The sequence below is a fragment of the Chromohalobacter sp. 296-RDG genome, assembly GCF_029889885.1.
Classification (GTDB): domain Bacteria; phylum Pseudomonadota; class Gammaproteobacteria; order Pseudomonadales; family Halomonadaceae; genus Chromohalobacter.
In genome coordinates, this window is record NZ_JARANY010000019.1 from 26,157 (window position 1) to 52,884 (window position 26,728).

Here is a 26,728-nt window from a genome sequence, read left to right on the forward strand (position 1 = left end):
CAGGAGCGCAACGTAATGAGCATGCAAGATACTCTGGCGGATATGTTTACCCGTATCCGCAATGCGCAGATGGCCATTAAGGAGACGGTTTCAATGCCGTCTTCCAACCTCAAGGTCGAGGTGGCTCGCGTATTGAAGCAAGAGGGGTATATCTACGACTTCACTGTCACGGAAGGCGCCAAGCCCCAGCTGATCGTTACTCTCAAGTACTTCGAGGGTAAACCGGTCATCGAGCACATTCAGCGCTTTTCCAAGCCGTCCCTGCGCTCTTACAAGGGCAAGGACACGCTGCCGAAAGTCGCGGATGGTCTGGGCATCGCGATCGTCACCACTTCCCAGGGCGTGATGACCGATCGTGCGGCGCGTCAGGCCGGTGTCGGTGGTGAAGTCATCTGCACCGTATTCTAGGAGTTTGGAATGTCCCGCGTAGCCAAATATCCGGTGAAACTGCCGAGTGGCGTCGAGGTCAAACTCGAGGCCAACAAGCTGACCGTCAAGGGCGGTCAGGGCACGCTCTCCATGACCGTGCATTCCGATGTCACCGTGGGCCAAGAAGAAGGCCAGCTGACATTCAATCCGAGCGAGTCCGCTAAAAGCTGGGCGATGGTCGGAACCACACGTGCGCTGGTACAGAACCTCGTTACCGGCGTTTCGGAAGGCTTTAGCAAGTCTCTCGAGATCAACGGTGTTGGTTACCGCGCGCAAGTAAGTGGCGACACACTCAACCTGACATTAGGTTTCTCGCACCCTGTCGAGTATACGCTGCCTGAAGGTGTGACGGCCGAAGCGCCGAAGAATACCACGATTGTGCTGAAAAGCGCGGACAAGCAGAAGCTCGGCCAGGTTGCAGCGGAAATTCGTGCCTTCCGTCCGCCCGAACCCTATAAGGGCAAGGGGATTCGGTATGGCGACGAAGAAGTCCGCCGCAAAGAAGCCAAGAAGAAGTAAGGCAGGGTTATGAACGCGAAGAAAGAATCTCGTCTCCGTCGTGCCCGCCGCGCTCGCGCCAAGATTCGCGAGCTTGGCGTGTCTCGCTTGTGCGTCAATCGCACGCCGCGCCATATCTACGCGCAGATCATTTCGCCGGATGGTGGCCGAGTACTGGCCAGTGCATCCACGCTCGATAAGAGCCTGCGTGAAGGATCCACGGGCAATGCAGACGCCGCCTCCAAGGTGGGCGCCCTGATTGCCGAACGCGCAAAGGAAGCGGGCATCACCGAGGTGGCCTTTGATCGTGCCGGGTTTAAATACCACGGTCGTATCAAGGCCCTGGCAGATGCCGCTCGTGAAGGCGGCCTGGAATTCTAAAGGGTTTTACGATGGCGAATAACGAACAGAAGGGCGGCGATCTGCAAGAGAAACTCGTGCAGGTAAACCGCGTCGCCAAGGTTGTGAAAGGTGGTCGTATTTTCGGCTTCACCGCACTGACCGTCGTTGGCGATGGCAACGGTCGCGTCGGCTTCGGCCGCGGCAAAGCACGTGAAGTGCCTATCGCGATTCAGAAGGCGATGGATCAGGCTCGCCGCAACATGGTGAAGGTAAGTCTCAGTGGCTCTACGCTGCAGTACCCCACGAAGGCCCGTCACGGTGCCTCCAAGGTGTTTATGCAGCCGGCGTCTGAAGGTACCGGTATCATTGCTGGCGGTGCCATGCGCTCCGTACTCGAACTGGCAGGCGTCCATGACGTACTCGCCAAGTGTTACGGTTCTACCAACCCGGTGAACGTGGTGCGGGCGACTGTTAACGGTCTCGCTGCCATGCGGTCTCCGGAGGATGTTGCCGCTAAGCGTGGCATGTCCGTCGAAGAGCTCGCGGGGTAAGGCATCATGGCATCAGCAACGATCAAGGTTACCCAGACTCGTAGTACCATCGGCATTCTTGAAAAGCACAAGGCCACTATCCGTGGCTTGGGCTTGCGCCGCATCGGTCACACGGTTGAGCTGGAAGATACCCCCGCCGTACGCGGTATGGTCAACAAGGTTAATTACCTTGTGCGTGTTGAGGGAGAGTAATCCATGAAACTCAATAGTCTGAGCCCTGCACTGGGCTCGAAGCACACCGAGAAGCGCGTCGGTCGTGGCATCGGCTCCGGTCTGGGCAAGACCGGTGGCCGCGGTCACAAAGGCCAGAAGTCACGCTCCGGTGGGTCCGTGAAGCCCGGTTTTGAAGGCGGTCAGATGCCGTTGCAGCGTCGTCTGCCGAAATATGGTTTCACGTCCATCAAGGCGCTGGCCTCCGAAGAGGTGCGCGTGGCGGAGTTGGCCAAGATCGACAGTGATATCGTCGATCTGGATAGCCTTAAGAAAGCCAACGTACTCAAGGATAATACCCAGTACGCGAAGGTGATTCTCTCCGGTGAACTGAACAAAGCAGTTACGGTTCGTGGTCTCAAGGTCACCAAAGGTGCCCGTGGCGCGATCGAAGCTGCCGGTGGCAAGGTAGAGGACTAATGGCTAAGTCAGGAAATATGCCGGCCAGTGGAAGTGGTCTGAGTGAACTTTGGGCGCGTTTGCGTTTCGTGTTCATCGCCATCGTGGTGTACCGTATCGGTGCCCATATTCCGGTGCCTGGCATCAATCCTGACCAGCTTGCTGCCTTGTTCAGGGAAAATCAGGGCACCATCCTAGGCATGTTCAACATGTTTTCGGGTGGTGCGCTGTCGCGCATGAGTATTTTTGCGTTGGGGATCATGCCGTATATCTCCGCGTCGATCATCATGCAGCTCCTGACGGCGGTCTCGCCTCAGCTGGAACAGCTGAAGAAAGAAGGTGAGGCTGGCCGGCGCAAGATCAACCAGTACACGCGCTACGGTACGGTGCTGCTGGCATTGATCCAAGCGACCGGCATGGCAGTCGGTCTGGTCGGACAGGGCGTCGCCTATAGCGGCGATCTCAGCTTCTACTTCACAGCGATCGTGACGTTCGTCGCGGGTGCCGTGTTCCTTATGTGGCTGGGAGAGCAGATCACCGAGAAAGGCATTGGTAACGGCATTTCCCTTATCATCTTCGCGGGTATCGTGGCGGGTCTTCCGAGCGCTATCGGTCAGTCTTTCGAGCTGGCGCGAAACGATGGGGCCTGGAATATCTTGCCGTTGCTGTCGTTGGCAGTCCTGGGGATCGCGACTGTTGCATTCGTGGTCTTCATCGAGCGTGGTCAGCGACGCATCAAGGTGAATTATCCGCGGCGTCAGGTAGGCAACAAGATGTATGCCGGGCAGAGCAGCTATCTGCCGCTGAAGGTCAACATGGCCGGTGTCATTCCGCCGATCTTTGCCTCCAGTATCTTGCTGTTTCCGGCCTCGATTGGCCAATGGATCGGTGACGGGCAGAACATGGCCTGGCTCCAGACGGTGTCGCAAGCGCTTGGGCCGGGGCAGCCGCTGTACATCTTGCTTTTCGCGGCGGCGGTGCTATTCTTCTGCTTCTTTTACACGGCGTTGGTCTTCAATCCCAAGGATGTCGCCGACAACCTGAAGAAGTCTGGAGCGTTTCTACCGGGAATTCGTCCGGGTGAGCAAACGTCCCGCTATATCGATAAGGTCATGACGCGTCTGACGCTTTTCGGCGCCTTATACATCACCGCAGTTTCCCTGATGCCTCAGTTCCTTGTGGTGGCCTGGCAAGTACCTTTCTATTTTGGCGGTACTTCCTTGCTCATCGTGGTAGTGGTAGTCATGGACTTCATGTCCCAGGTGCAGTCGCATCTGATGTCGAATCAATATGAATCGGTGATGAAGAAGTCCAACCTGAAAGGCTATGGCAGCGGCGGTATCCTGCGTTAAACGCGCCCCGCTAGGTTTTTTGGAGAGAACGATGAAAGTTCGAGCTTCCGTCAAGAAAATGTGCCGTAACTGCAAGATCATTCGGCGCAATGGCGCGATTCGTGTCATCTGTAGCGAACCGCGGCATAAGCAGCGCCAGGGTTGATCCTACGCTGATTTACAAGCGGGTGTAGGTATGCCCCTTGTCTCTTAGGAGGCAAAGGGGTATGCTATTGCGCCCTTATAGACGACTAAACGAGCAAGCCGCTCAACATTCGGAGTAAGCTGATGGCCCGTATTGCAGGCGTCAATATCCCGGACAATAAGCATGCGGCGATCTCGCTGACCTACATCTTCGGGATTGGCCGTACACGCGCGCAGGAAATCTGCGTCGCTACCGGCATCGCGTCGACGACGAAAGTTCAGGAACTGTCCGCCGAGGAGGTGGATATCCTGCGTAACGAAGTCGGCAAGTATACCGTTGAAGGCGATCTTCGCCGTGATACGACGCTTAACATCAAGCGTCTCATGGACTTGGGTTGCTATCGTGGTCTGCGTCATCGTCGTGGTCTTCCGCTGCGTGGTCAGCGTACCAAGACCAATGCGCGTACCCGTAAAGGACCGCGTAAGCCGATTCGCAAATAAAACGCACGTTCTGGCGTTAAGACAGGAATAGACATCAACATGGCTAACCCGCGTAGTAACCGTAAAAAGGTGAAAAAGCAGGTAGTGGATGCGGTTGCCCACATCCATGCCTCTTTTAACAACACGATCGTGACGATCACAGACCGCCAGGGCAACGCCCTTTCTTGGGCGACTGCCGGTGGTTCGGGTTTTCGTGGTTCTCGCAAGAGCACCCCGTTCGCTGCTCAAGTAGCAAGCGAACGTGCAGCGACCGCTGCAGCCGAGTATGGTGTGAAAAACGTCGACGTGCTGGTCAAGGGACCCGGTCCCGGCCGTGAATCCGCCGTGCGTGCGCTCAATGCTGCGGGTTTCCGCGTGCAGAGCATTACCGACGCGACGCCCGTTCCCCATAACGGCTGCCGTCCGCCGAAGAAACGCCGCGTTTAAGGAGACAGATTCATGGCACGTTATATTGGACCGAAGTGCAAACTGTCTCGTCGTGAAGGCACCGATCTCTTTTTGAAGAGCGGTGTTACTCCCTTCGAGAAAAAGTGCAAATCCGAGCAGATCCCGGGTGTCCACGGCCAGCGCCGTCAGCGTCTTTCCGACTATGGCTTGCAGCTTCGTGAGAAGCAGAAAGTACGCCGCATGTATGGCGTACTCGAGAAGCAGTTCCGCAATTACTACAAGGAAGCGGCCCGCCTCAAGGGCGCGACTGGCGAGTTGTTGTTGCAGCTTCTCGAATCCCGACTGGACAATGTCGTCTACCGTATGGGTTTCGGCTCCACGCGTTCCGAAGCGCGTCAGTTGGTCAGCCACAAGGCAATCGCCGTGAATGGCCGTAGCGTCAACGTGGCTTCCTATCAGGTCAAGCCAGGTGACGTGGTGTCCGTCCGTGAAAAGTCCAAGAACCAGGCGCGTATTCAAAACGCCCTGGGAATCGCCGCCAACCGTGGCGATGTGACTTGGACCGACGTCGACTCCAAGAAGATGGAAGGCACTTTCAAGGCTGTCCCGGAACGCGGCGACCTGTCTGCCGACATCAACGAAAACCTGATCGTCGAGCTGTACTCGAAGTAATCATGCAGCCACTGCGTGATGCCGCCAGGCCCCATGCCAGGGCCTGGTTTCGAGTACCGAGTATCCGTTTGGCAGCCTGAAAGGTGTTCTTATGCAGCGTTCAGTGACAGAGTTTCTCCGTCCTCGTGACATCAAGGTCGAAGAGATCAACGCGAATCATGCGAAGATCGTGCTCGAGCCGTTCGAGCGTGGTTTCGGCCATACCCTGGGGAATGCTCTGCGTCGCATCCTGCTGTCTTCCATGCCCGGTTGCGCCATTGTGGAAGCGGAGATTGAAGGCGTTTTACACGAGTACAGCGCCATCGAAGGCGTCCAAGAGGACGTCATCGAGATTCTCCTGAACCTCAAGGACGTCGCCATCAAGATGCATGGCCGTGACGAAGTGGTTCTGACGCTGAGCAAGCAGGGTCCGAGTGTGGTGACCGCGGGCGACATCGCCGTCGATCATGATGTCGACGTCATCAACCCAGATCACGTTATCGCGCACCTCAACGACAGCGGCGAGCTGAAAATGGAGCTCAAGGTGGTCCGTGGTCGTGGCTATGAGCCAGCGGATACCCGTGCTTCCGAGGAAGATGAATCGCGCGCTATCGGTCGTCTCCAGCTGGATGCGACCTTCAGCCCGGTGCGTCGTGTGTCTTATTCCGTGGAAGCCGCGCGTGTCGAACAGCGTACCGATCTCGATAAGCTGATTATCGACTTGGAAACCGACGGCACCTTGGATCCGGAAGAGGCGATTCGCCGTAGCGCGACCATACTGCAAGAGCAGTTGGGCGCGTTCGTCGACCTCGAAGCCGACAAGGAACAGGAAGTCGAAGAAGAAGAGGATCAGATCGATCCGATTCTACTGCGCCCCGTAGACGATCTCGAGTTGACCGTTCGCAGCGCCAACTGCTTGAAAGCCGAGAATATCTATTATATCGGTGATCTAATTCAGCGTACCGAAGTGGAGCTGTTGAAGACCCCGAACCTCGGCAAGAAATCCTTGAACGAGATCAAGGACGTTCTGGCAGCGCGCGGTCTTTCCCTCGGCATGCGGCTTGAAAACTGGCCGCCGGCGAGTCTGAAGGACGATAAGGCCTCTGCGTGAGCGCCGACTCGAGTCCCAGTTTGGTAAGGAATTTCAACCATGCGTCATCGTAAGAGTGGTCGTCACCTCAATCGTACGAGCTCGCATCGCCATGCCATGTTCAAGAACATGTGTGTGTCGCTCGTCGAGCACGAAGTCATCAAGACTACCCTGCCCAAGGCCAAGGAGTTGCGTCGTCACGTCGAGCCGCTGATTACTCTGGCTAAGCAGGACAGCGTCGCCAATCGCCGTCTGGCCTTCAATCGCACCCGTTCCAAAGAAACGGTCGGTAAGCTCTTCAATGAGCTGGGCCCACGTTACGTCGAGCGTCCGGGTGGCTATGTGCGTATTCTCAAGTGCGGTTTCCGCACTGGTGACAATGCGCCGATGGCTTATGTTGAGCTGGTCGACCGTCCGGTCGTAGAGGAAGCCGCCGAAGAGTGATCTTCGACAGGCTTCGCCATCTCGGCACAATAAAGCCGGCCCCGAGGGGCCGGCTTTTTTTGTCAGTTCGAAGAGCCTGAACTTCGTCCGGGAGCTTGAAGAACGCCCGCGGCGCGGGCTTGAGTCTGAAGCCGGAAGAAAAGGCTGGACCCGGAGGGTCTGGATGCAGGCTCCGTTCGAGCTTCGAGCCTTAGGTCTCTGCCATGCTCCTGGTTTGAGGCTTGTGGCCCGCTGTCTGCCGCTCGAGTAGCGACTTGAGAAAGCGTCCGGTGTGTGAGGCGTCCATCTTGGCGACTTTCTCTGGCGTCCCCTCGGCGATGATGCGTCCGCCGCCGGAACCACCCTCGGGGCCAAGATCGATGAGCCAGTCGGCGGTCTTGATTACGTCGAGGTTGTGTTCGATGACCACGATGGTGTTGCCGTGGTCGCGCAAGCGATGCAGCACGGTAAGCAGTTGTCGTATGTCTTCGAAGTGCAGGCCGGTAGTGGGTTCGTCGAGGATATACAGGGTCTTGCCGGTATCGCGCTTGGCTAGCTCACGAGCGAGCTTGACGCGCTGTGCCTCCCCGCCAGAAAGGGTGGTCGCACTTTGCCCCAGGCGCACGTATGACAGGCCGACATCCATCAATGTCTGCAAACGCCGGGCAAGAGCGGGGACCGGCGAGAAAAACTCCAGTGCTTCCTCGATGGTCATCTCCAGCACTTCATTGATGTTCTTGCCCTTGTACTGAATCTCCAGGGTTTCGCGGTTATAGCGTTTGCCCTTGCAGACATCGCAGGGCACGTAGATGTCGGGCAAGAAATGCATCTCGACCTTGATTAGCCCTTCGCCCTGACAGGCTTCGCAGCGTCCGCCCTTGACGTTGAAACTAAATCGCCCGGGCTTGTAGCCACGTGAGCGTGCCTCCTGGGTGCCCGCGAAGAGCTCTCGAATCGGTGTGAAAATGCCGGTATAGGTGGCCGGGTTGGAGCGCGGCGTCCGTCCGATCGGGCTCTGATCGATGTCGATGACCTTGTCGAGCAACTCCAGCCCTTCGATGCGCTTGTAAGATGCGGGCGTGAGGCTCGTGGCGCGATTGAGCTCGCGCGTGGCGACGGGCATTAGCGTCGAATTGATCAGCGTCGACTTGCCCGAGCCGGACACCCCCGTCACGCACACGAAAAGGCCCAGGGGCAAGTCGAGCGTGACGTTCTGCAGATTATTGCCGTTGGCACCGGTGAGGTGCAGCATTTTCTCTGGATTGCCGGGAATGCGATACGGTGGGATCTCGATGCGGCGTTTATCCGATAGGTACTGGCCGGTCAGCGAGGCTTCGCATTCGGTGACCTGCTCGGGGGTTCCCTGAGCGACGATACGGCCGCCATGCACCCCGGCGCCAGGGCCGATATCGAGGACATGGTCCGCCGCGCGTATTGCTTCCTCGTCGTGTTCGACGACGATGACCGTATTGCCGAGATCACGCAGGCGTTCGAGCGTCTGAAGTAGCCGGTCGTTGTCGCGTTGATGCAGGCCGATCGAGGGTTCATCGAGGATGTACATGACGCCGACCAAGCCAGCGCCGATCTGGCTGGCCAGGCGAATGCGCTGAGCCTCGCCGCCGGAGAGCGTGTCGGCGCTGCGCTCTAGGGTTAGGTAGTCGAGCCCTACATTGACTAGGAACTCCAGGCGCGAGTGGATCTCATGGACGATCTTGACGGCGATTTCACCCTTGCGTCCGGGCAGTTCCAGCGCCGCGAAGTAATGCCAGGCCTCGCCGATGGGCAGTTGTGAAATCTCGGGGAGTGGACGTCCGTCAATATACACATGGCGGGACTCCTTGCGCAGTCGTGTTCCTTGGCAAGATGGGCAGGGCTGTACCGCCAGGTGTTTGGCGAGATCCTCGCGGACCATGCTCGACTCGGTTTCGCGGTAACGCCGCTCCATGTTGGGTAGGACGCCCTCGAAGGCATGTTCGCGTGTGACCTTGCGCCCCCGGTCGTTGACGTAGCTGAAGGCGATCTGGTCCTGCCCGCTGCCGTGCAATATGACATCACGCTCATGCCGGGCAAGATCCTGCCAGGGCGTTTCCAGTGCGAAACGATAATTCTGGGCGACCGCCTGCAACTGGTTGAAGTAATACACGCTACGCCGATCCCAGCCCTTGATGGCGCCTTCGGCCAGCGACAGCTCGGGGTGGCTGATCAGCTTGTGCGGATCGAAATACTGGCGTACGCCGAGGCCGTCACAGGTTGGGCAGGCCCCGGCGGGGTTGTTGAACGAAAACATGCGCGGCTCGAGTTCCGCGATGGAGTAGCCGCACACCGGACAGGCGAAACGTGCCGAAAAGACGATGTCGTCGCGCGTACCATCCATGTCGTGAATGATGGCGATGCCATCGGACAGGGCGAGCGCGGTTTCGAACGACTCAGCCAGACGCAGGGCCAGCCCATCTCGTACCTTGATACGATCCACCACCACGCTGATGTCGTGTTTCTTGTTCTTGTCGAGCGGGCCTAGTTCGTCGAGTTCCACCGCCTGGCCGTCGACCATGGCGCGGACGTAGCCTTGCGCACGTAGTTCGGCCAGCAGTTGCTGGTGCTCGCCCTTGCGGCCACTGATGACTGGCGCCAGCAGCATCAATTTGCTGCCTTCGGACAGTGTCAGAACCTGATCGACCATTTGGGAGACGGTCTGCGCCTCGAGGTCGATATCGTGCTCGGGACAACGTGGCGTCCCCGCGCGGGCATAGAGCAGGCGCAGATAGTCGTGAATCTCGGTGATCGTGCCGACCGTCGAGCGCGGATTGTGGGATGTCGATTTCTGCTCGATGGAGATCGCGGGCGAAAGCCCCTCGATGTGGTCGACATCGGGTTTTTCCATCATCGACAGGAATTGGCGAGCGTAGGTGGAGAGAGACTCCACATAGCGACGCTGTCCCTCGGCGTAGAGGGTGTCGAAGGCCAACGATGACTTGCCGGAACCGGACAAGCCGGTAATGACGATCAGCTTGTTACGCGGTAGTTCGACGTCAATGTTCTGCAAATTGTGGGTGCGTGCACCCCTGACCAGAATTCTGTCCATGCCCACCTCGTGCCGGTTGCGCCGTGGCGGTGGCGCGGTCAAAGGATCGATTATAGAGGGTGCAGTGGAGTCCGAGCAAAGCGCGTCCTTTCCTTGGTAGGCAGGCAGTCGGTAAAATGCGCTGGGTCGGCGTCTGCGCGCGTGCGAGACGCCGAGGTGTTGGTTCGTCACGGCCCCCGCGGCAAGGCCTCGCGGGCCGGTTTCGGTATCGAACGTTTCTTCTCTTCAACGACGCGACTCAATCATGTCTTCATCATTGCTTCACACCGAGCGGCGTGCCATTTTCGGCCTCGCCAGCTTATATGCGACGCGCATGCTCGGGCTTTTCATGGTATTGCCGGTTCTGGCGCTGTATGCCGAGGACCTGGATGGCGCGACTCCCTTGCTGGTGGGAATGGCGCTGGGCGGTTACGGCCTGACACAGGCGATTCTACAAATTCCCTTCGGGCTGCTGTCGGATCGGTTCGGCCGCAAGCTCATCATCAGCATCGGGCTCTTGTTGTTTCTGCTAGGCAGTGTTGTCGCCGCCCAGGCGACCTCGATCGGCTGGGTGATTGTCGGGCGCTGCCTGCAAGGCAGCGGCGCGGTCGCTGGTGCGATCATGGCGCTGCTGGCCGATCAGACCCGCGAAGAGGTGCGTACGGCGGCGATGGCGACCATCGGGCTGTCGATCGGCGTCGCGTTTGGCGTGGCGATGGTCGTGGGCCCCCTGGTCGCCGACCCTTTCGGTCTGGCCGGCGTGTTCTGGTTCACGGCTGTACTCGCGGCGGTGGGGCTGCTGGTGCTGTGGCGACTGGTGCCGCGTGCACCACGTTTGGTGTCGCATCGCGATGTAGGGCTCGACCGCACCCAACTCCGCGCGATGCTGGCGCGGCGTGATCTGTTGCGACTGGATTTCTCGATCTTCGCTCTGCACGCCATCCTGACCGCCTGCTTCGTGGTTGTGCCCTTTCGTCTGGAAGCCTTGGGCATTGCGCCGGCGCATCACGGCTGGGTGTACCTGCCGATCATGGCGCTGGCCTTCGTGGCCATGGTGCCGCTGGTGATCGTGGCCGAGAAGTACCGCAAGATGAAACCGATCTTCATCGGCGCCGTGGCGTGGCTGACGCTATGTCTGGCGGGGCTGGTGGAGTTTTCCGATGGACGCTGGGCGCTATTCTCGCTGCTCTGGGGGTTCTTCGTGGCCTTTAACTTGCTGGAGGCCACGCTGCCGTCGATGATCAGCAAGTTAGCCCCGGCAGGCGCGAAGGGCACGGCGATGGGCGTGTACTCCACCAGCCAGTTCCTGGGGGCCTTCTTGGGCGGAACGGCCGGGGGCTTTCTCTCCCAGCATTTCGGCCTGGACGCGGTCTTTCTGGGCGCGGCGTTACTGGGTGCGGTATGGTTGGCGATTGTCTGGAAGATGCCGGCCCCTCGCCATCTCTCGAGCGAGATCGTCGCCCTGGACGAGCGCTCGATGGGCACGATGGATACACTGATGGATCGCTTTGCCGCCGTGGCCGGCGTCGAGGATGTCATGGTGGTGCCCGACGAGCGTGTCGCCTACCTCAAGGTTGACCGTCAGCGGCTGGACACCGAGGCGCTGGAACGCGTCCTCGGATCCCAGCGAGATCACAAGAGCGCCTGATAACGGGCGCGAGACTATTTCAAGGAGACTCACATGGCGCGCGGCGTGAACAAGGTCATCCTGATCGGCAATCTCGGTCAGGATCCAGAAGTCCGCTTTCTGCCTTCCGGCAATCCGGTGTGCAATCTACGCATCGCCACTACCGATACCTGGACCGACCGCCAGAGTGGTCAGCGCCAGGAGCGTACGGAATGGCACACGGTAGTGATGTTCAACAAGCTGGCGGAAATCGCCCAGCAGTACGTGAAGAAAGGCTCGCGTATCTATGTCGAGGGCCGCCTGCAGACGCGCAAGTGGCAGGGCCAGGACGGTCAGGATCGGTACTCTACCGAGATCGTTGCCAACGACATGCAGATGCTCGACTCGCGTAGCGGCCAGGGTGGCGGCGACTATGCCCAGCCCTCGCAAAATGCGCCTCAGCAAGGTGGTGCGGCGCAGCAGGGCAGCTACGGCCAGCCACAAGGTGGCCCGCCTCCGCAGCAGCAGGCACCTCAGCAACAGCCGCCCCAGCAGGGTGGGCAGCAAGGTAATTACGGCGCTCCCAACCCCGGCAACTTCGATGACTTCGACGACGAGATCCCGTTCTAGTGTCGGCGAAAGAATGAGTCGATAGACGCTTTGCAAAGCCCCGATATTCGGGGCTTTTTTTATGTTTACGATGTCTTGGCACCAGCGTACGGGGCACATTGTGTCTGATACGTACAGAAACATTAAGTCACAGTAGTTTGCACATCAGTGGTTCATCTATTAGGGTCATTCAGAGCTATAGCACCTGCTCAATGGATTTGAGCCTCATCTCGTTAATGGAACTAACGGTGGTGTCATCTCATCATGCAACTTCCCCGCTTCGGCGGCTGGTGGAAAGGTGGCCGCTCAGGTCATCTTTCGTATGCGCGTTTACGCACCGGCTGTCATCGTTTGCTGCGCTTTACTACTCGCTCTGGACCGATTGCGGTAGGGCTACTTGTCGCCTCGACGAGCGTCGCCCAGGCGGATGAACGTTTCCCCGACGGCCGGTTGCCGGCCCCTGATGCATCGGCGTCGGCCTATGGCGACGATGTGCGTGCAGGACCTGATGGACATCCCAACGCCGACGATCTGGCAGGGATAGCCGAGCGCCAACGACAGCAAGGCCACCCCGGTATTGCACTGCAGCTCGCTGAGCGCGTCTTGTCGTACGCGTCATCCAACCCTCAGGCGCTCAAGACGAAAATTTCCAGTCTCTCCAATTTGGGGGCATATCGACGTGCCGATCAGTTGAGGCAACGTCATCAGCCCGAGTGGGCAGATGAGGTGAGTGCCCGCTTCCGGGCGGATAAGGCGACGGCCGCTATCCACGACGGAATTCTTGAGCAGGCACGCCACCAGCGTCGGCAACGATACGCCAAGGACGACGTCGCGCTATCGGCTGCGCTGGAGAAGCTTAATGCCAATCTCGACGCCTTTGCAGTTGGTAGCGAGGCGCGTCGACGTACGCGGTTCGACCGACTCGTGGTACTACGTGAGCTGCGGCGCTTCGATGATGTCATCGACGAGTATGAAGCGTTGCGTCAAGCGTCGGTGACGTTACCGGTCTATGCCAAGTCCCCTGTGGCTGATGCGTATCTGGCACGCCAACGACCCGAAGAGGCGGCGACACTGTATCGCCAAGTGCTCGACGCCGATTCGTCGGCACCGCTCGCGGTCAAGACGGGGTATTACTACGCGTTGATCGAGAGCGAAGACTACGAGGCAGCCAAGCAACAACTGGCGCGCCTGAATGATCGCACCCCGACGTGGCGCTACCGCGAGAATCAGACGGCGTCGCCGGTTCCCAACTGGGAACGCAGTGAAATAGATCGCCTCCGAGTCCGCGATGCGGCGTACAGGCATCATGAAGAGGTGGCGCTTGATAGGGCCGCTACGCTTTATCGGGCGGCACCGCGCAACACCGATGTCATCAATACCTTGGCTACCGCTCAGCGTGCTCGCGGCTGGTATCGGCAAGCGCAAGCGACGACCGAGCTAGCCGAGGCGTACGCGCCTGACGATAAGGCCACGCGTTTGAATATTGCCGAGAATGCCCAGGCCCTCGAAGCGTTCCCGCGTTGGCAGGCGACCAGCGAGGCACTGGTCGAGCAGTTTCCCACCGATTCGGCGGTGCGGCGCAACCGGCTCGAGTGGTTGGATCGTCAGCATTTTTCCATCGCAGGGCAGGGAAGTTTTGGTCGCTCTCACGGTGGTAATGCCGTCAATGGAAGCCAGGATGGCGATTATCAATTGCGCCTGAACTCGCCCTGGAGTGCAGAGGGCTATCGAGTCTATGCCGAGCAGTCCTATCAATGGGGCGATTATGACGAGGGCGCAGAGCGCCATGGTCGCCAGGGACTGGGCGTCGAACGCCAGTGGCTGCGCCGGCACTGGTGGGCGGCGTTGAGCGGCGAGCGCCTCAATGATGACCTCGGTCTCGATCTCGGCTGGTCGCAATGGCTGGGTGATCACTGGCAATACCAACTGCGTACGCAGACCCAGTCGCCCGAGACGCCGCTGCGTGCCGAACGCGACGAGCTGGACGGGCGTCTTTACCAGACGCAAGTGACCTGGCGCCAGAATGAATCCCGCGACGCCACGCTCACGCTGGGCGCGCTGGATATCAGCGACGGCAACCTGCGTAGCGATGTCTCGGCTGACCTGACCCAACGCGTTCAGGCCAGTGCCCATCATCAGACCCGACTGATCGGTTCGCTGTCGGCCGAACACAACCGCGATGTCGACGCCGATTATTACAACCCCGAAGACCAGCGCACGGCAGGCATTACGCTCGAACATGACTGGTTGACTTGGCGTCGCTACGACCGCTCCCTGACCCAGAATTTGTCGCTGGGCGCGGCCTCCGAGTGGGAAAGCGGCTACGGCGGTGCGCCGGGTTATGAGGTGTCCTATGGCCATACTTGGCAGCTGACGCGGACCTGGTCGATCAATTACGGCATCGGCTGGGAAAGCCATGCATATGAAGGCGAGCGCGAGCAGCGCTGGTATGGACAGTTCGGTTTCGAGGGGGTGCTGTAATGCCGTCGCTGGTATCAATATTGCTGTTCGGCATGGGGCTGCTGATGGCCGGCCCCAGCGTGGCCGAGACGTCGGCTGCGCCGTCCCCGAGCGAGCCCGCTGTCTCGGCCAATGTGAACATACCGGATGGCCATTTCGTGACGCTCGCGTTTCATGATGTTCGTGACGCTGCCCAGCCGGCGGTGGGGCGTGACCCCTATGCGATCAGTCATGAGCGGCTGGCGGCGTGGTTCGATTGGATGCTGGCGCATGACTGGCACCCTGACCTTCCCCCTGGTTTAGGTCCGCTCACAATGTGAGAAATCCCAGCTTCATGCGCACTGCTCGGCATACGCTACCGGTGGTAAATAACCCAGTGAGCTGTGCGGTCTGACATGGTTGTAGTGGATCCTCCATTGCGTGATTTCGTGCCGTGCATCCGCCAGGCTCAGGAACCAGTGTTGGTTGAGGCAGCCGTCCCGGAACTTGCCGTTGAAGCTCTCAATGAATGCATTCTGCGTCGGCTTGCCCGGCTGGATGAAGGCCAGCGTCACCTTCCGCTCGCGCGCCCAGAAGAACATTGCCTTGCTGGTCAGCTCCGGCCCGTTATCGCAAACAATCGAGGCTGGTAGAGAGCGCTGCTGAGCAATCTCGTCCAGGAACCGGGCCAAGCGACGCCCGGAAATGGACGTATCTGCCAGTTGCCCGACACACTCTCGGTTGAAGTCGTCCACGATGTTCAGCACGCGAAACCGACGCCCCGAGGCCAACTGATCCGACACGAAGTCCATTGACCAACGCTGGTTGGGGCGGTCCGGCAGTGGCATCGGTGTCCTCGGCCGGACCAGTCGCTTGCGCCGTCGGGTCCGGACCTGGAGGCCATGCTCGCAGTACAGCCGGTAGGTACGCTTGCGATTGATCACCAGACCCTCCTGACGCAACAGGGCATGCAGCAGTAAGTAGCCATAGCGGGGATAGCTCGTCGCCAAGGCTTGCAGGCGTGCCCGAAGCGGCGCATCGTCACGCGGTATGGCCTGATACCGAGCCACTGACCGTGCCAGGCCCAGCAGTCGGCAGGCGCCTCGCTGGCTGAGCCAGCCGCCCGCCACCAGATGCTGTACCGCCCGCCGCTTCGCTTCGGGCGTCACCACTTTCCCGAGACGATCTCCTTGAGTGCGGCATTGTCGAGGGCGCTTTCCGCCAATAGCTTCTTGAGCCGGGCGTTCTCGGCTTCCAACTCGCGGAGGCGCTTGGCCTCCGAAACCTCCATGCCGCTGTACTTGGCCTTCCAGCGGTAAAGGGTCTGCTCGGTCACGCTGTTTTGGCGGGCCAGCTCGGCGATTGAGACGCCGCGCTCGTTGGCCTTGAGAATACTGATGATCTGCTCTTCGGTATGGCGATTACGCTTCATCGCGAGATCTCCTGCTATCAGAGTAAACGTAGCGGAAATCTCACATTGCCGATGGACCGGTTTCAGGGGAGAAGGTCAACCCCATCTCGTTGGACGACATTCAGGCGGCACGCCAAGGCAAGCGGCCACTGCCCTCGAATGCCGTACTGCTGAGTTTCGACGATGGCCTGGAAAGCTTCTATCGTCGCGTGTACCCGCTACTACAGGCCTACGACTATCCGGCGCTCTTCGCGGTCGAGACAGGGTGGCTCGAGCGGGTCCGCAAGGGCGAGAGTATCGCGACGCGCGAGACGGCCCAGTTGGCGGCCAATCTAGGCAATTCATCGAGCGACGCATCGAGTGACTCGGGTGACGAGTCAGCCGCGGATGAAATCCAGTACAACGGTGCCACGCGTGGCCAGGCAGGGTTCGTCACCTGGGAGCAGGTACGTGAAATGCAGGCCTCAGGCCTGGTCGAGGTCGCCACTCACACCCACGACCTGCATCGTGGCATTCGCGCCAATCCCCAGGGCAACGTCGAGCCAGCCGCGTTGGCGCGTCGCTATGACCCGGCAAGCGGTGAGTATGAAGACGATGCCGCGTATCGCCAGCGCATTCATGACGACCTCGTACAGAGTGCCGATGTGATCGAGTCGAACACGGGCATGCGTCCGAGGACCGTGGTCTGGCCATATGGCGCCACCAATGCCGAGACCGAGGCGATCGCGCGTGACGTGGGTTTTGACTTTACCTTCAACCTGGGGGACCGGCGCCTATCGACGCCGGCCTCGGGGCCTGACTTCGGGCGCTTACTGGTCATGGGCAATCCCACGCCGGTGGACATCGAGGCGCAGGTCGCGCAGACGCTCGACCCGCCGGCGCGTAGTCAGCGTGCCGTGCAGGTCGACATCGACATGCTCTACGATGACGACCCAGAGCAGGTCCATGCCAACCTGAGCGCGCTGCTCGATCGTATCAAGGCGATGCAGGTGCGCACGGTCTATCTGCAGGCGTTCGCCGATCCGGACGGTGATGGCACCGCCTCATCGCTTTACTTTCCCAATGATCATCTGCCGATGCGGGCCGATCTGTTCAACCGCGTCGCCTGGCAGCTCAAGACGCGTGCCGGGGTGGATGTTTATGCTTGGCTACCCTTGTTGGCCTTCGACTTGCCGGATGACTCACGGCAGCGTCGCTTGCAGGTTCGGGTACACGAGGCCGATGGCGAAAGCCGCGTTGCCGAGCGTGCCTATCGGCGCCTGAGCCCGTTTCGTCCCGAGGCGCAAGCGCTCGTCCATGACATCTACGCGGACTTGGCACGCAGTACGCCAGGCATCGACGGCATACTGATTCACGATGATGCTTATCTGGCCGCTGATGAAGATGCTCAGGCGTGTGCCCCCGAGGCTCGCTGGCCGGATAGCGGACGCCAGATTACCGATTGCAAGCTGAGCGCGCGTGACAAGACCCGAGCATTGATTGACTTCGGTGAGCAGGCGCTCGATGGAGCGCGACATTACGCCAATCTCAGCAATCGCTTTCGCGTAGCGCGCAACCTTTATGCGCGCGTTGTGCTCGACCCGAGTGCGGAAGCGCGTTTCTCCCAGGCGCTGGGACCATTCCTCGAGCATTACGATGATGTCGCCTTGATGGCGATGCCTTATCTGGATGGTACCGAGAAGCCGGCGGAAGAGTGGTTGGACACGCTTGTGGATCGGGTGCAGCGCTATCCGCGTGGTCTCGATAAAACGGTGTTCGAGCTGCAAACCTATGATTGGGAGCGCCAGGAGTGGATCGAGCCGAGGCGCCTGCGTGACTGGATGCACCAGCTCGTGCGTCGTGGCGCACTCAATCTGGCGTATTATCCGGATGATTTCATTACCGGCAAGCCAGCTTTCCAGCCGACGTTCGAAGGCATGAGCCTTAACGAGTTTCCCCACCGTCGGAGCCAGCCATGATCGATGCACTCGTTTCCTGGATACTGACCATCGATTGGCGGGCAACGATGTTCGGTTTTGCTTTTTACTACCCGATCTTCATGGCCTGGATGTGGATCATCGGCGGGTTATGGTTCTATCTGCGCCGCGAACGTGGCCACACAGAGACACCGCGCTTCGAGGGCTCGGGGGCGGAGGTGGAACCCGTCAGTATCGTGATTCCATGTCACGATGAAGCGGACCAAATCGAGCAGACCATCCGGTATGCGCTGGCGACGCACTATCCCCGCGTCGAGGTTATCGCCGTCAATGACGGTAGCCAGGACGCGACCGGTGCCATCCTCGATAGGCTGGCAGAGAGCGATGCGCGTCTGCGGGTCATTCATTTCGGCGTCAATCAGGGCAAGGCCGTGGCACTGAAGGCCGGGACGCTTGCGGCATGCAGCGACTATCTGGTGACTATCGATGGCGATGCTTTGATACACCCTCATGCCGTCTACTGGATGATGCGCCATCTAACCGGAGGGCCACGCGTGGGCGCGGTGAGCGGCAACCCGCGTATTATCAATCGCTCGACCCTGCTGGGGAAGATCCAGGTGGGGGAGTTTTCCTCGATCATTGGCCTGATCAAGCGCGCTCAGCGTACTTATGGGCGTATTTTTACCGTCTCCGGGGTCATCACGGGATTCAATCGGGCTGCGTTGGACAGCGTGGGCTATTGGCGTGCCGATATGGTGACGGAAGACATCGACATTTCGTGGCGCCTGCAAATGGATCACTGGGACATACGTTTCGAGCCCGAGGCGCTGTGTTACATCTACATGCCGGAAACACTGAAAGGTCTATGGCAGCAACGCTTGCGTTGGGCTCAGGGCGGCGTAGAGGTGATGCGGCGTTATGGTCGAGGCTTGTTCGCCTGGCGCCAACGACGTTTCTGGGGCGTGGCAATCGAATACTTCACCAGCTTGATCTGGGCCTATGTGATGCTGGCGATTGCCGTGTTGTTTTGTTTGGGACCGTTTGTGCCCCTGCCACAGCAGTGGCGGGTGGCCACGCTGCTGCCCCAGTGGAATGGCCTGCTGCTGGGGGCGACATGCTTGATCCAGTTTCTTGTCAGTCTCTACATCGACCAGCGTTACGAACGCATGGGTTTCCTGCGCCACTACTTCTGGGTGATCTGGTACCCCTTGCTCTACTGGACGCTGTCGACCCTTACCGCCGTGGTTGCGGTGCCCAAGACGTTACTTTCTTCACCCTGTCGGCGGGCACGTTGGAAGAGTCCCGATCGCGGCATCCAAACCGATAAGGACGCATGACATGCGAGACGATACTGCGGCGCTCGAGTTGCCTGAGATCATTCATCGTCCCGACCTGCAGTCGCGCCGTCAGCGTGGTGTGTTCGCGCTGCTCTCGGGGCTGGGGTGGATGCTGTGGCTCTACCTGTTCTTACCCTTGTCGACTCTATTGGGATGGGCCTTCGGGAGCGAGCGTTTTCAGGCCTATGTGATCGACAGCCACGAGCACAGCTGGGCCTCGCTGACAGTTTATGCCGTGACTGTCTTACTGGCGGGAATGGCGTTGCTGATATGGGCCTTCTACAACTATCGCCGCTTTCGGTATGCCGATCGCCGCCGCCCACCAACCCCGCTGACCACTGAGCGCCTGGCAGCTTCTTTCGGTGTGAGCGAGGCGCAGGTCGAGCATCTTCAGCGCAGCCGCGTGACGACCCTGCATCATGATGCGCGGGGTCACATCGTCGGCATTGAGTCGACATAGACGCTGTGAAAAGCGAGCGGTTGCGCTAGATGCCGAGCGTACCGCTTAAGGCTTGAGCCCCAGGCGTTTGCCCAGACGGTGCAGATTGCCGCTATCCGTGCCCAGAGTTCGCGCGGTAGCGGCCCAGTTGCCATCGTGTACCTCCAGTGCGTGGGCGATATGTCGGCGCTGGAAGTCCTCGACGGCTTCGCGTAGCGGGACTGTGGCTGGAGGGACGGGGTGCGCCTCGGCAATTGTCGGTTGGGGAGGCGTGGTGTCATCGGCGGGCGCCGTCGGCAGTTCCAAGTGATGTGCGGCGATGCGGACCACGGCATTGCGACGCGCGCTCTGTCCGAGAGGTGACTGCTCGCCGAAGGCACGTAGCGCGGCACGTCCCAGGGTGTGTTCTAGTTCGCGGATGTTCCCTGGCCACGGCCAGGACAGTAGGGCGTGTTCGGCCGCGAGGTCGAGGCGCAGATTGGCGAGCCCTAGGCGAATGCGGTTGTCCTCAAGGAAGCCACCGGCCAGCAGTGGTACGTCCTCGCGACGTTCCCTCAGGGGTGGGACCTGCAAGGGGAAGACGCTCAGACGGTGGTAGAGGTCTTCGCGGAAGCGCCCGGCGGCGACCTCCTGACTCAGGTCGCGATTGGTGACCGCGACCAGGCGCACGTTGACGCGCTGCGGGGTTTCGCTTCCCAGCGGCTGAATCTCCCCTTCCTGCAGCACGCGCAGTAGCTTGGGCTGCATGGCCAACGGTAGTTCACCGATTTCGTCGAGCATCAGCGTGCCTTCGTGGGCCATGGCGAAATGGCCGCGATGATCGCGGACGGCCCCGGAAAACGCGCCGCGCCGATGGCCGAAGAGTTCACTTTCAATCAGCGACTCGGGCAGGGCCGCGCAATTGACGCGTACCAGTGGCCCCTCGCGACGTGTGGAAAGCGCATGCACGCGGCGGGCGATACGCTCCTTGCCGACCCCGGTTTCGCCATGCAACAGCACACTCATGTCGGTGGGCGCCACCAGGGCGAGGCTTTCCTCCAACCGCCGCATGGCAGGACTCTGCCAATCGGGCGTGCTGTGACGCGGTGCGTCCTGATCGGTGAGGTGCTGTTCGAGTGCCTGATTGAGGCGCGAACGGGTATCGCTGAGCTGCTGTGCGAGACGCAGGCAGGTCGCCAACAGGCCCGCCGCGGCCAACAGTTCGTCATCATCGACGGTGGCTAGGCAACCCGGCGTCAGGGCATCCAGCGTCAGCATGCCGAGCAGTCGGTCGCCATCGCGCAGGGCCACGCCCATGCAGTCATGCACATGGCTCAAGGTGTCGTCGAGCAGACCATCGAAGGGATCGGGCAACGGCGAATCTAGCGGGAAGCGGCACACGCCGGGATGCGCAGCGATTGCGGCTAGACGCGGGTGCGCGGTCAGGCTAAAGCGGCGCCCGCGGACTTCGTCGTCTAGGCCTAGCACGGCCACGGGCTGCAGGCCGTCGTCGTGAGCGACCATCAACGTGCTGGCATCGGCGGGATAATCGCCGACCAGCGCGGCGAGCAGCTTTGCCCAGCGCTCGGGCAGAGCGTCGCTGCCACGCCCGACGCTGAGATCGGCGAGTAGGTCGCGCAGGGTATGCAAGAAGACTGTCATTTGGACATTCTCTCTTGAGCAAATTGTCATAGTGACATGCGGTGTGGGTGTTATTTTGACAGTCATTACGCCGAGGGCAAGTGCTCGTCGTCTGCCGGGCTACGCCCTGTCGTTTCTGCAACGCGGCAACCACGCGGTCTCGACAGGCACTGGCGTGGCACAATGTCGCGGACACGGCTAAACGAACCGAGTTGGCACTCCGATTGCGATAGCAGGGGCACACACTTGAACGCCCATCGCGAGGAGACATCATGCTGACATCCGCCCAGGAGTCCGTAATCGCCGCCACCACACCGGTGGTTGCCGAACACATCGAAGCCATCGCCAAGCGCTTTTACCCGTTGATGTTTGCGCGTTATCCCGAGGTGAAGACGTTGTTCAACGCCGCGCACCAGCAAAGCGGCGGACAGCCGCGCGCGCTGGCGGGCGCCGTCGTCGCCTATGTACAACTGCGGCACGAGCCTGAACGTCTCGACGAGGTGCTGGGTATCATCGTCGACAAGCACGTCTCGCTGGGTATTCGTCCCGAGCACTATCCCATCGTCGGTGAATGCTTGATGGCGGCGATCGGCGAGGTGCTGGGCGAGGCGGTGACAGAGGACGTCGCCGATGCCTGGGGCGCGCTCTACGAGGAGCTGGCGGGACTGTTGATCGAAAAAGAGGCACGTCGCTATCACGACTTCGCCGCCCAACCGGGGGGCTGGGAAGGCACGCGGACCTTCCGTATCGTCGCCAAGCGTCCCGAAAGCGCCGTGATCACCTCCTTCGTCCTGGCGCCGGTGGATGGCGGCCCCGTCGCCGAGCATCGCCCGGGACAATACATCGGCCTCAAGCTGACCATCGATGGTGAAACGGTGCATCGCCACTATAGTCTCTCGGCGGCGCCCAATGATCGAACCTACCGGGTATCCATCAAGCGCGAGGAGAGGGGCAAGGTCAGCCGTCATTTCCATGATCGCCTGACCGAGGGCGATACTCTGGAGCTGCTGCCGCCGGCGGGGCATTTGACCCTGGCCACAGGTGACGCGCCGGTGGTGTTAATCAGTGCAGGTGTAGGGCAGACGCCGATGCTGCCATTGGCGCGGCAGGCGCTCGAGGAAGGGCGCCGGGTGGTCTATCTGCATGCGGCGCGCGATGGTGAAGTGCGTGCGTTTGCCGACGAGCTGGATGAGTTGCGCAAGGCGCACCCGACGTCGTTGCGGGTGATCACCATTTATTCGCAACCGCGCGCGGAGGATGCGCCCGATCACGTCGGCCGTGTGGATGCCGCGCTGCTGGCGGATTATGTCCCGCGTGACGCGCAGTGCTACACGGTGGGGCCGGCGGATTTCATGCGTTGCGTCGAGGCGGCGCTGGAGACGCTTGGCGTCGCGACTGAACGGCGTCACCATGAATTCTTCGGGCCCGCCGAGTCGTTGGCACGCGTCGCCTGAGTCGTCTTGCCGCTAGTCGAAACGCCACGCCATACGGCGTGGCGTTTCGCGTGGTGCGTCCGTCAAGTGGGCAACGCCTGACGGACGCTTTTATTTAGAGGGGGTCGGTGCCGGGAAGAATCCCGGCACCGACCCTAGCGGTATTTATGGTGCTGATTAGCGAGTTTCGTTGAGCACCGCCTCGGGAAAGTGCCGCCGCAGAATACTGTTCTGGAATTCATCCACGAAACGGCTGTTGATGATGATGATGAAGCGCTCGAAGGGGGCTTCGGCATCTTCTTGGTGGATTCCGTCTACGCTATGGAAGAGACGGTCGTCACGCAGGTGGAGGATATCGCCCGGGGCGAGGATTGTGTCGGCCACTGGGCGATTGCCCGCCTTGTCGGCATAGAGGTGGTTATCGCCTCCGGCGACATTGTGGCGGCTTAACACCAGGATGCTCAGCGCCTTGCAGCCGTCGGCATGAATACCCTGGCCCTGCAGAGGGTCGATCATGCCTTCGCCACGCACGCCGGTTATCTGCATCAGGATGGGCTCGTTGGGCTTCAGGCCCCAAAGCCGTGCCCAGGCGCGTACGAAGTCCTTGACGTCCGGTCGGGCCATGAATTCTGGCGTCAGTGGCTCATAGTAGCGCAGGCGGTCCGCCATGCTTTCGGCATCATTAAAGGCGCCGCCCTGTGCCATGGGACAATGGCCCATATCGACGACGTCGTCACGTTCATCCAGAGTCAGCCAGGACATGCGTTTCCAACGACGATTGACATAGGGGTCCCGCGGCAAGTCGGCGGTGAATGCTTGCCAGGCTTCGAGATCCACCCGGGAGCGGATCTCGGTCCTTGCCCAGCCCTGATAGTGTAAGGCTTGGGTAATCGATGGCGACCAGTAGTCGGCGAACGGATCGGCAGGTATGGTGCTTGAATTGACGCCATGCTTGAGGGTGTCGAGTGTCATGAGATCTTCTCCATTACAGTGTGAACCGAGATTGCCCGAGATCGTCCGAGCAACCCTCGGAAAGGAGAATATCTGTAGCTAAATGTCAAAAAATGTATGAAAAGTGTCGCATTGCTTTGACGCTGATCACGATTAATTACGCTAGATGACAACGGTCATGCCGAGTCGGGCTGACGTGTAGATGCATGCCTGCGTATGCCTTGAAGGTGGGGTGATCTAGGTGGTGCGAAGATGCCTTCTGGCCTCATGATGCAGGCAACAGCATCTTTCGATGATGGGAAAGTTGATGAGCGGTTACGATGTCGTTTTCCGACGCTGGCTAGGCGCACAGTGTCATAAACTAGTGCGTTGGTGGCAGCAGTTCAGAGCGAGAGGGACAGAGGCTCAAGGCGAGAGCGCTCGGGACGATATCGAGCTCGTGCGCCGTCAGTATCTGGAGAGCGAACAGCGCTTTCGAGCCCTGCTGGAAAGCCTGCCCAGAGTGGCGGTCCAGGGCTATGATCGCGATCGCTGCGTGATCTACTGGAACGAGGCCAGCACCCGGCTCTATGGCTATGGCGCCGCGGAGGCGCAGGGCCAAGCGCTGGAAGAGCTGATCATCCCGGCCCCCATGCGTGAATCGGTGATTCAGGCGCATCAGGCCTGGGTAAAGGAGGGGATCGAGATTCCGGCGGAGGAGCTCGAACTTCAGCACAAGAGTGGTGAGCCGGTTCCGGTCTTCTCGCATCATGTCATGCTCGGTGAACACACCGAGAATCCCCTGATGTTTTGTGTCGACGTAGACCTCTCGGATCAGAAGCGAGCGTATCGCGAGCTGGATTTTGCCACGCGCTTCGATGCGCTGACCCACCTGCCCAATCGCCAGACCTTCGAAGCGCAGTTGGATGAAATCATCGCCTATTGCCGGCGAAAGCGTGTCGGGGTGACTCTGGTCTACCTGGATATCGACGACTTCGTAGCGATCAACGACGCTCTAAGCTACGAACAGGGAGACCGGTTACTCGTCGAGTTGACTCAGCGGCTGCATCAGGTAGTGGGAGCGTCAGACATCATGTCGCGGCTTTCCGGCGACGAGTTCGTGATCGCCTGCCCCATGTTCCAGCGCAAGGAAGTGCTCTTGCAACTGGTCCACAAGATTCAAGAAGTCCTTCGTTCTCCTTTCCTGATGAACGGTTCTCGGCATCAAGTGACCGCCTGCCTGGGGATCAGTCTCTATCCGGATAATGGCGAAACGGCCCGCGAGCTGATCCGCAACGCCGATGTGGCCAAGAATCGAGCCAAGATGGATGGCCAGGGTAGCGTGTGCTTCTTCGATCAGACGTTCCATGACCAACTGCTCTACCAGCATCGCCTTGTCGATCGGCTGACGAAAGCTCTGGACAGCGGAGAGCTCTCGCTGCATTACCAGCCTCAGGTGTCTGCTGCGAGTGGGCGTATCGAGAACCTCGAGGCGCTGCTTCGCTGGCAGCCGGCAGAGGGGCCTCCGATCTCACCGGCCGAGTTCATTCCCCTCGCCGAGCGTTCCGACTTGATCCATCGTCTCGGTGATTGGGTCATGGAAACCGCCTGTCAGCAGCGTGTGCTGTGGCGGGATGCCGGGCTAGCCGTCGGGCGCATCGATATCAACTTCTCCGGTCGACAGATGAGCAGGCCCGATGTCTTCCAGCGCTTCGAAGATTGCTTGGCGCGTCATGGCCTGGGGCCTCAGGACATAGGATTGGAACTCACCGAGAACGTACTCATCGAAGCCGACGACCGTATCCTGGAGGGCTTGCGCCGGCTTCATGATCTGGGATTTCGCATCGCCATCGATGACTTCGGCACCGGCTACTCGTCGCTGAGCTATCTCAAGCACTTTCCGGTAACGGCGCTCAAGATCGATCGCGCCTTCGTGCGTGATGCCCCGGATGAGCCCAAGGATCGCGCGATCATGGAGGCCGCGATCTTCATCGGTCACCGCCTGGGCCTGGAGGTCGTGGCCGAGGGTGTCGAAAATCGTGAGCAGCTCGCGCTGATTCGGGAGATGCGCTGCGACTTGGTTCAGGGGTTCTATTTCTTCCGCCCCATGCCCGCTCTGGAAATGGAACGTGTGCTGGGCGGTCTGGTAACGGGGCATCCTGGGGTTTCGGGCTGAGTCCACCGCCTGCATGGCGTAGAATGCGAGCCTTGCGCACGACCACGGCACGTCTCCGTGCGCAGCCTGTCGGCGGCAATGAGGATGACAGGCAATACGGCGATGGGCGAATATGTGCCCCTGTCGACGCGGTGGACGACGAATCGAGGAGACGAGCATGCGAAAGGAGAGGCCGTGAAGCTGTTGCTGGCGAATGCGGGACATTGCTTGAGCCTGGCGCTGGCGCGTGAGGCCAATCGACGTCGCGATACCCAATTGACCATCGTCGAGGAGACACAGGTCTCGGCGGAGGCCTTGGCCGAAGCCCGGCCCGATGCGCTGGTGGTGCCACCGTTATCGGCGCCGTCACGTCTGGCGCCCGCTGAGGTCATGGCCCATGTCGAGGCGGTCGACGCCAATCTCGCGCTGTGTCGGGAATACGATGTGCCGTTGATCTGGTGCGTATCCGATGAACTCTATGAGGATGGGGGCGACGGGCCGCTCGACGAGCATGTCATCCCGGCGCCACGCGATGACAGTCTGAAGCGCTTGATTGCCACCGGCGACCGGGTGCGTGAGTGTCTGCCGAGACATCTCATCGTACGGCTGGGGCCGCTGTTCGCGCTCGGCGGCGCGCATGCTTGGTTACCCGAGTTACTCGACACGCTGCTGGCGGGTGACGAAGTGCGCGCCGCGGAAGACATCATCCTGTGCCCGACCTCGGTCGATGCGGTGGCCATGGCGTTGATCGGCATGATGCAGCAGCAAGGTTGTGGCGCCGATGCTTGGGGCGCCTATCATCTGGCAGGTACCGAG

General features: G+C 60.2%; 27 protein-coding genes. 23 read left to right on the plus strand and 4 right to left on the minus strand.

Going from position 1 to position 26,728, the window contains the following annotated elements:
- Positions 1 to 15: 15 nt before the first annotated feature.
- The 13 genes from rpsH (at position 16) to rplQ (ending at position 6,977) form a co-directional block, all read left to right on the plus strand.
- On the plus strand, positions 16 to 408 hold the full coding sequence (rpsH, locus tag OP495_RS09355) for a 30S ribosomal protein S8 (RefSeq protein WP_280564077.1): 393 nt from the start codon (positions 16 to 18) through the stop codon (positions 406 to 408).
- Positions 409 to 417: 9 nt separating this feature from the next.
- Positions 418 to 948: a 50S ribosomal protein L6 gene (gene rplF / locus OP495_RS09360; protein WP_280564080.1), complete on the plus strand. Its 531-nt coding sequence runs from the start codon at positions 418 to 420 to the stop codon at positions 946 to 948.
- A 9-nt stretch (positions 949 to 957) separates the two neighbouring features.
- The gene (gene rplR / locus OP495_RS09365) at positions 958 to 1,308 is read left to right on the plus strand and encodes a 50S ribosomal protein L18 (RefSeq protein WP_280564081.1); all 351 of its coding nucleotides are present in this window, start codon (positions 958 to 960) and stop codon (positions 1,306 to 1,308) included.
- A gap of 11 nt (positions 1,309 to 1,319) precedes the next feature.
- Positions 1,320 to 1,820 (plus strand): 30S ribosomal protein S5, encoded by a 501-nt coding sequence (rpsE, locus tag OP495_RS09370; protein ID WP_280564083.1) that lies wholly within the window; start codon positions 1,320 to 1,322, stop codon positions 1,818 to 1,820.
- 6 nt (positions 1,821 to 1,826) lie between these two features.
- On the plus strand, positions 1,827 to 2,012 hold the full coding sequence (rpmD, locus tag OP495_RS09375; RefSeq protein WP_246976047.1) for a 50S ribosomal protein L30: 186 nt from the start codon (positions 1,827 to 1,829) through the stop codon (positions 2,010 to 2,012).
- A gap of 3 nt (positions 2,013 to 2,015) precedes the next feature.
- Positions 2,016 to 2,450 carry a 50S ribosomal protein L15 gene (gene rplO / locus OP495_RS09380; protein WP_280564087.1) on the plus strand — a complete coding sequence of 145 codons (435 nt, stop codon included), beginning with the start codon at positions 2,016 to 2,018 and terminating at the stop codon, positions 2,448 to 2,450.
- Positions 2,450 to 3,781, plus strand: a complete 1,332-nt coding sequence (gene secY / locus OP495_RS09385; protein ID WP_280564088.1) for a preprotein translocase subunit SecY — start codon at positions 2,450 to 2,452, stop codon at positions 3,779 to 3,781. The genes rplO and secY overlap by 1 nt, the downstream gene beginning before the upstream one ends.
- 31 nt (positions 3,782 to 3,812) lie before the next feature.
- Complete coding sequence (gene rpmJ / locus OP495_RS09390; protein WP_075369409.1) at positions 3,813 to 3,926, plus strand: 50S ribosomal protein L36; 114 nt, start codon at positions 3,813 to 3,815, stop codon at positions 3,924 to 3,926.
- 122 nt (positions 3,927 to 4,048) lie between these two features.
- Positions 4,049 to 4,405 (plus strand): 30S ribosomal protein S13, encoded by a 357-nt coding sequence (gene rpsM / locus OP495_RS09395; RefSeq protein ID WP_280564089.1) that lies wholly within the window; start codon positions 4,049 to 4,051, stop codon positions 4,403 to 4,405.
- Positions 4,406 to 4,444: 39 nt separating this feature from the next.
- The gene (rpsK, locus tag OP495_RS09400) at positions 4,445 to 4,831 is read left to right on the plus strand and encodes a 30S ribosomal protein S11 (protein ID WP_011505752.1); all 387 of its coding nucleotides are present in this window, start codon (positions 4,445 to 4,447) and stop codon (positions 4,829 to 4,831) included.
- Between the two features lie 12 nt (positions 4,832 to 4,843).
- Positions 4,844 to 5,464, plus strand: coding sequence for a 30S ribosomal protein S4 (gene rpsD / locus OP495_RS09405; RefSeq protein ID WP_280564090.1), 621 nt, complete (start codon positions 4,844 to 4,846; stop codon positions 5,462 to 5,464).
- A gap of 91 nt (positions 5,465 to 5,555) precedes the next feature.
- Positions 5,556 to 6,554: a DNA-directed RNA polymerase subunit alpha gene (rpoA, locus tag OP495_RS09410; protein ID WP_040239374.1), complete on the plus strand. Its 999-nt coding sequence runs from the start codon at positions 5,556 to 5,558 to the stop codon at positions 6,552 to 6,554.
- Positions 6,555 to 6,593: 39 nt separating this feature from the next.
- Complete coding sequence (rplQ, locus tag OP495_RS09415; protein ID WP_040239371.1) at positions 6,594 to 6,977, plus strand: 50S ribosomal protein L17; 384 nt, start codon at positions 6,594 to 6,596, stop codon at positions 6,975 to 6,977.
- A 190-nt stretch (positions 6,978 to 7,167) separates the two neighbouring features.
- Here rplQ and uvrA read toward each other — a convergent pair whose 3' ends face one another.
- Positions 7,168 to 10,038 carry an excinuclease ABC subunit UvrA gene (uvrA, locus tag OP495_RS09420; protein ID WP_280568721.1) on the minus strand — a complete coding sequence of 957 codons (2,871 nt, stop codon included), beginning with the start codon at positions 10,036 to 10,038 and terminating at the stop codon, positions 7,168 to 7,170.
- Positions 10,039 to 10,282: 244 nt separating this feature from the next.
- Between uvrA and OP495_RS09425 the strand changes: the two genes are divergently transcribed.
- The 4 genes from OP495_RS09425 (at position 10,283) to OP495_RS09440 (ending at position 15,012) form a co-directional block, all read left to right on the plus strand.
- Positions 10,283 to 11,665: an MFS transporter gene (locus OP495_RS09425; protein ID WP_280568723.1), complete on the plus strand. Its 1,383-nt coding sequence runs from the start codon at positions 10,283 to 10,285 to the stop codon at positions 11,663 to 11,665.
- Between the two features lie 33 nt (positions 11,666 to 11,698).
- Positions 11,699 to 12,253 carry a single-stranded DNA-binding protein gene (gene ssb, locus OP495_RS09430; RefSeq protein ID WP_075369404.1) on the plus strand — a complete coding sequence of 185 codons (555 nt, stop codon included), beginning with the start codon at positions 11,699 to 11,701 and terminating at the stop codon, positions 12,251 to 12,253.
- 243 nt (positions 12,254 to 12,496) lie between these two features.
- Positions 12,497 to 14,713 (plus strand): poly-beta-1,6 N-acetyl-D-glucosamine export porin PgaA, encoded by a 2,217-nt coding sequence (gene pgaA / locus OP495_RS09435; protein ID WP_280568728.1) that lies wholly within the window; start codon positions 12,497 to 12,499, stop codon positions 14,711 to 14,713.
- On the plus strand, positions 14,713 to 15,012 hold the full coding sequence (locus OP495_RS09440) for a hypothetical protein (RefSeq protein WP_280568730.1): 300 nt from the start codon (positions 14,713 to 14,715) through the stop codon (positions 15,010 to 15,012). The genes pgaA and OP495_RS09440 overlap by 1 nt, the downstream gene beginning before the upstream one ends.
- Before the next feature lie 12 nt (positions 15,013 to 15,024).
- Here OP495_RS09440 and OP495_RS09445 read toward each other — a convergent pair.
- Positions 15,025 to 16,103 (minus strand): IS3 family transposase gene (locus OP495_RS09445; protein WP_280568732.1). Its coding sequence is split into 2 segments (ribosomal slippage): positions 15,025 to 15,848 and positions 15,848 to 16,103, totalling 1,080 coding nucleotides; the frame shifts between segments, so codons are not numbered across the junction.
- 89 nt (positions 16,104 to 16,192) lie between these two features.
- Here OP495_RS09445 and pgaB point away from each other — a divergent pair.
- The 3 genes from pgaB to pgaD are packed head-to-tail and all read left to right on the plus strand — an operon-like array spanning position 16,193 to position 19,795.
- Positions 16,193 to 18,040: a poly-beta-1,6-N-acetyl-D-glucosamine N-deacetylase PgaB gene (pgaB, locus tag OP495_RS09450; RefSeq protein ID WP_280568734.1), complete on the plus strand. Its 1,848-nt coding sequence runs from the start codon at positions 16,193 to 16,195 to the stop codon at positions 18,038 to 18,040.
- Positions 18,037 to 19,335 (plus strand): poly-beta-1,6-N-acetyl-D-glucosamine synthase, encoded by a 1,299-nt coding sequence (gene pgaC, locus OP495_RS09455; protein WP_280568737.1) that lies wholly within the window; start codon positions 18,037 to 18,039, stop codon positions 19,333 to 19,335. The genes pgaB and pgaC overlap by 4 nt, the downstream gene beginning before the upstream one ends.
- A 1-nt stretch (position 19,336) precedes the next feature.
- On the plus strand, positions 19,337 to 19,795 hold the full coding sequence (gene pgaD / locus OP495_RS09460; protein WP_247621438.1) for a poly-beta-1,6-N-acetyl-D-glucosamine biosynthesis protein PgaD: 459 nt from the start codon (positions 19,337 to 19,339) through the stop codon (positions 19,793 to 19,795).
- 45 nt (positions 19,796 to 19,840) lie between these two features.
- On the opposite strand, the gene norR is transcribed toward pgaD, so the two are convergent.
- Positions 19,841 to 21,415 (minus strand): nitric oxide reductase transcriptional regulator NorR, encoded by a 1,575-nt coding sequence (gene norR, locus OP495_RS09465; RefSeq protein WP_280568746.1) that lies wholly within the window; start codon positions 21,413 to 21,415, stop codon positions 19,841 to 19,843.
- A 251-nt stretch (positions 21,416 to 21,666) separates the two neighbouring features.
- Here norR and hmpA point away from each other — a divergent pair, with 251 nt between their 5' ends.
- Complete coding sequence (gene hmpA / locus OP495_RS09470; protein WP_280568749.1) at positions 21,667 to 22,848, plus strand: NO-inducible flavohemoprotein; 1,182 nt, start codon at positions 21,667 to 21,669, stop codon at positions 22,846 to 22,848.
- 156 nt (positions 22,849 to 23,004) lie between these two features.
- On the opposite strand, the gene OP495_RS09475 is transcribed toward hmpA, so the two are convergent.
- Positions 23,005 to 23,799: a 2OG-Fe dioxygenase family protein gene (locus OP495_RS09475; RefSeq protein WP_280568751.1), complete on the minus strand. Its 795-nt coding sequence runs from the start codon at positions 23,797 to 23,799 to the stop codon at positions 23,005 to 23,007.
- Between the two features lie 286 nt (positions 23,800 to 24,085).
- On the opposite strand from OP495_RS09475, the gene OP495_RS09480 reads away from it, so the two are divergent.
- Together OP495_RS09480 and OP495_RS09485 are read left to right on the plus strand one after the other, a co-directional pair.
- Entirely contained in the window at positions 24,086 to 25,933 is a 1,848-nt protein-coding gene (locus OP495_RS09480) for a GGDEF domain-containing phosphodiesterase (protein ID WP_280568753.1), read from the plus strand.
- 174 nt (positions 25,934 to 26,107) lie between these two features.
- Positions 26,108 to 26,728, plus strand: a 621-nt coding sequence (locus OP495_RS09485) for a sugar nucleotide-binding protein (protein WP_280568755.1), incomplete at its 3' end; no start/stop codon positions are given.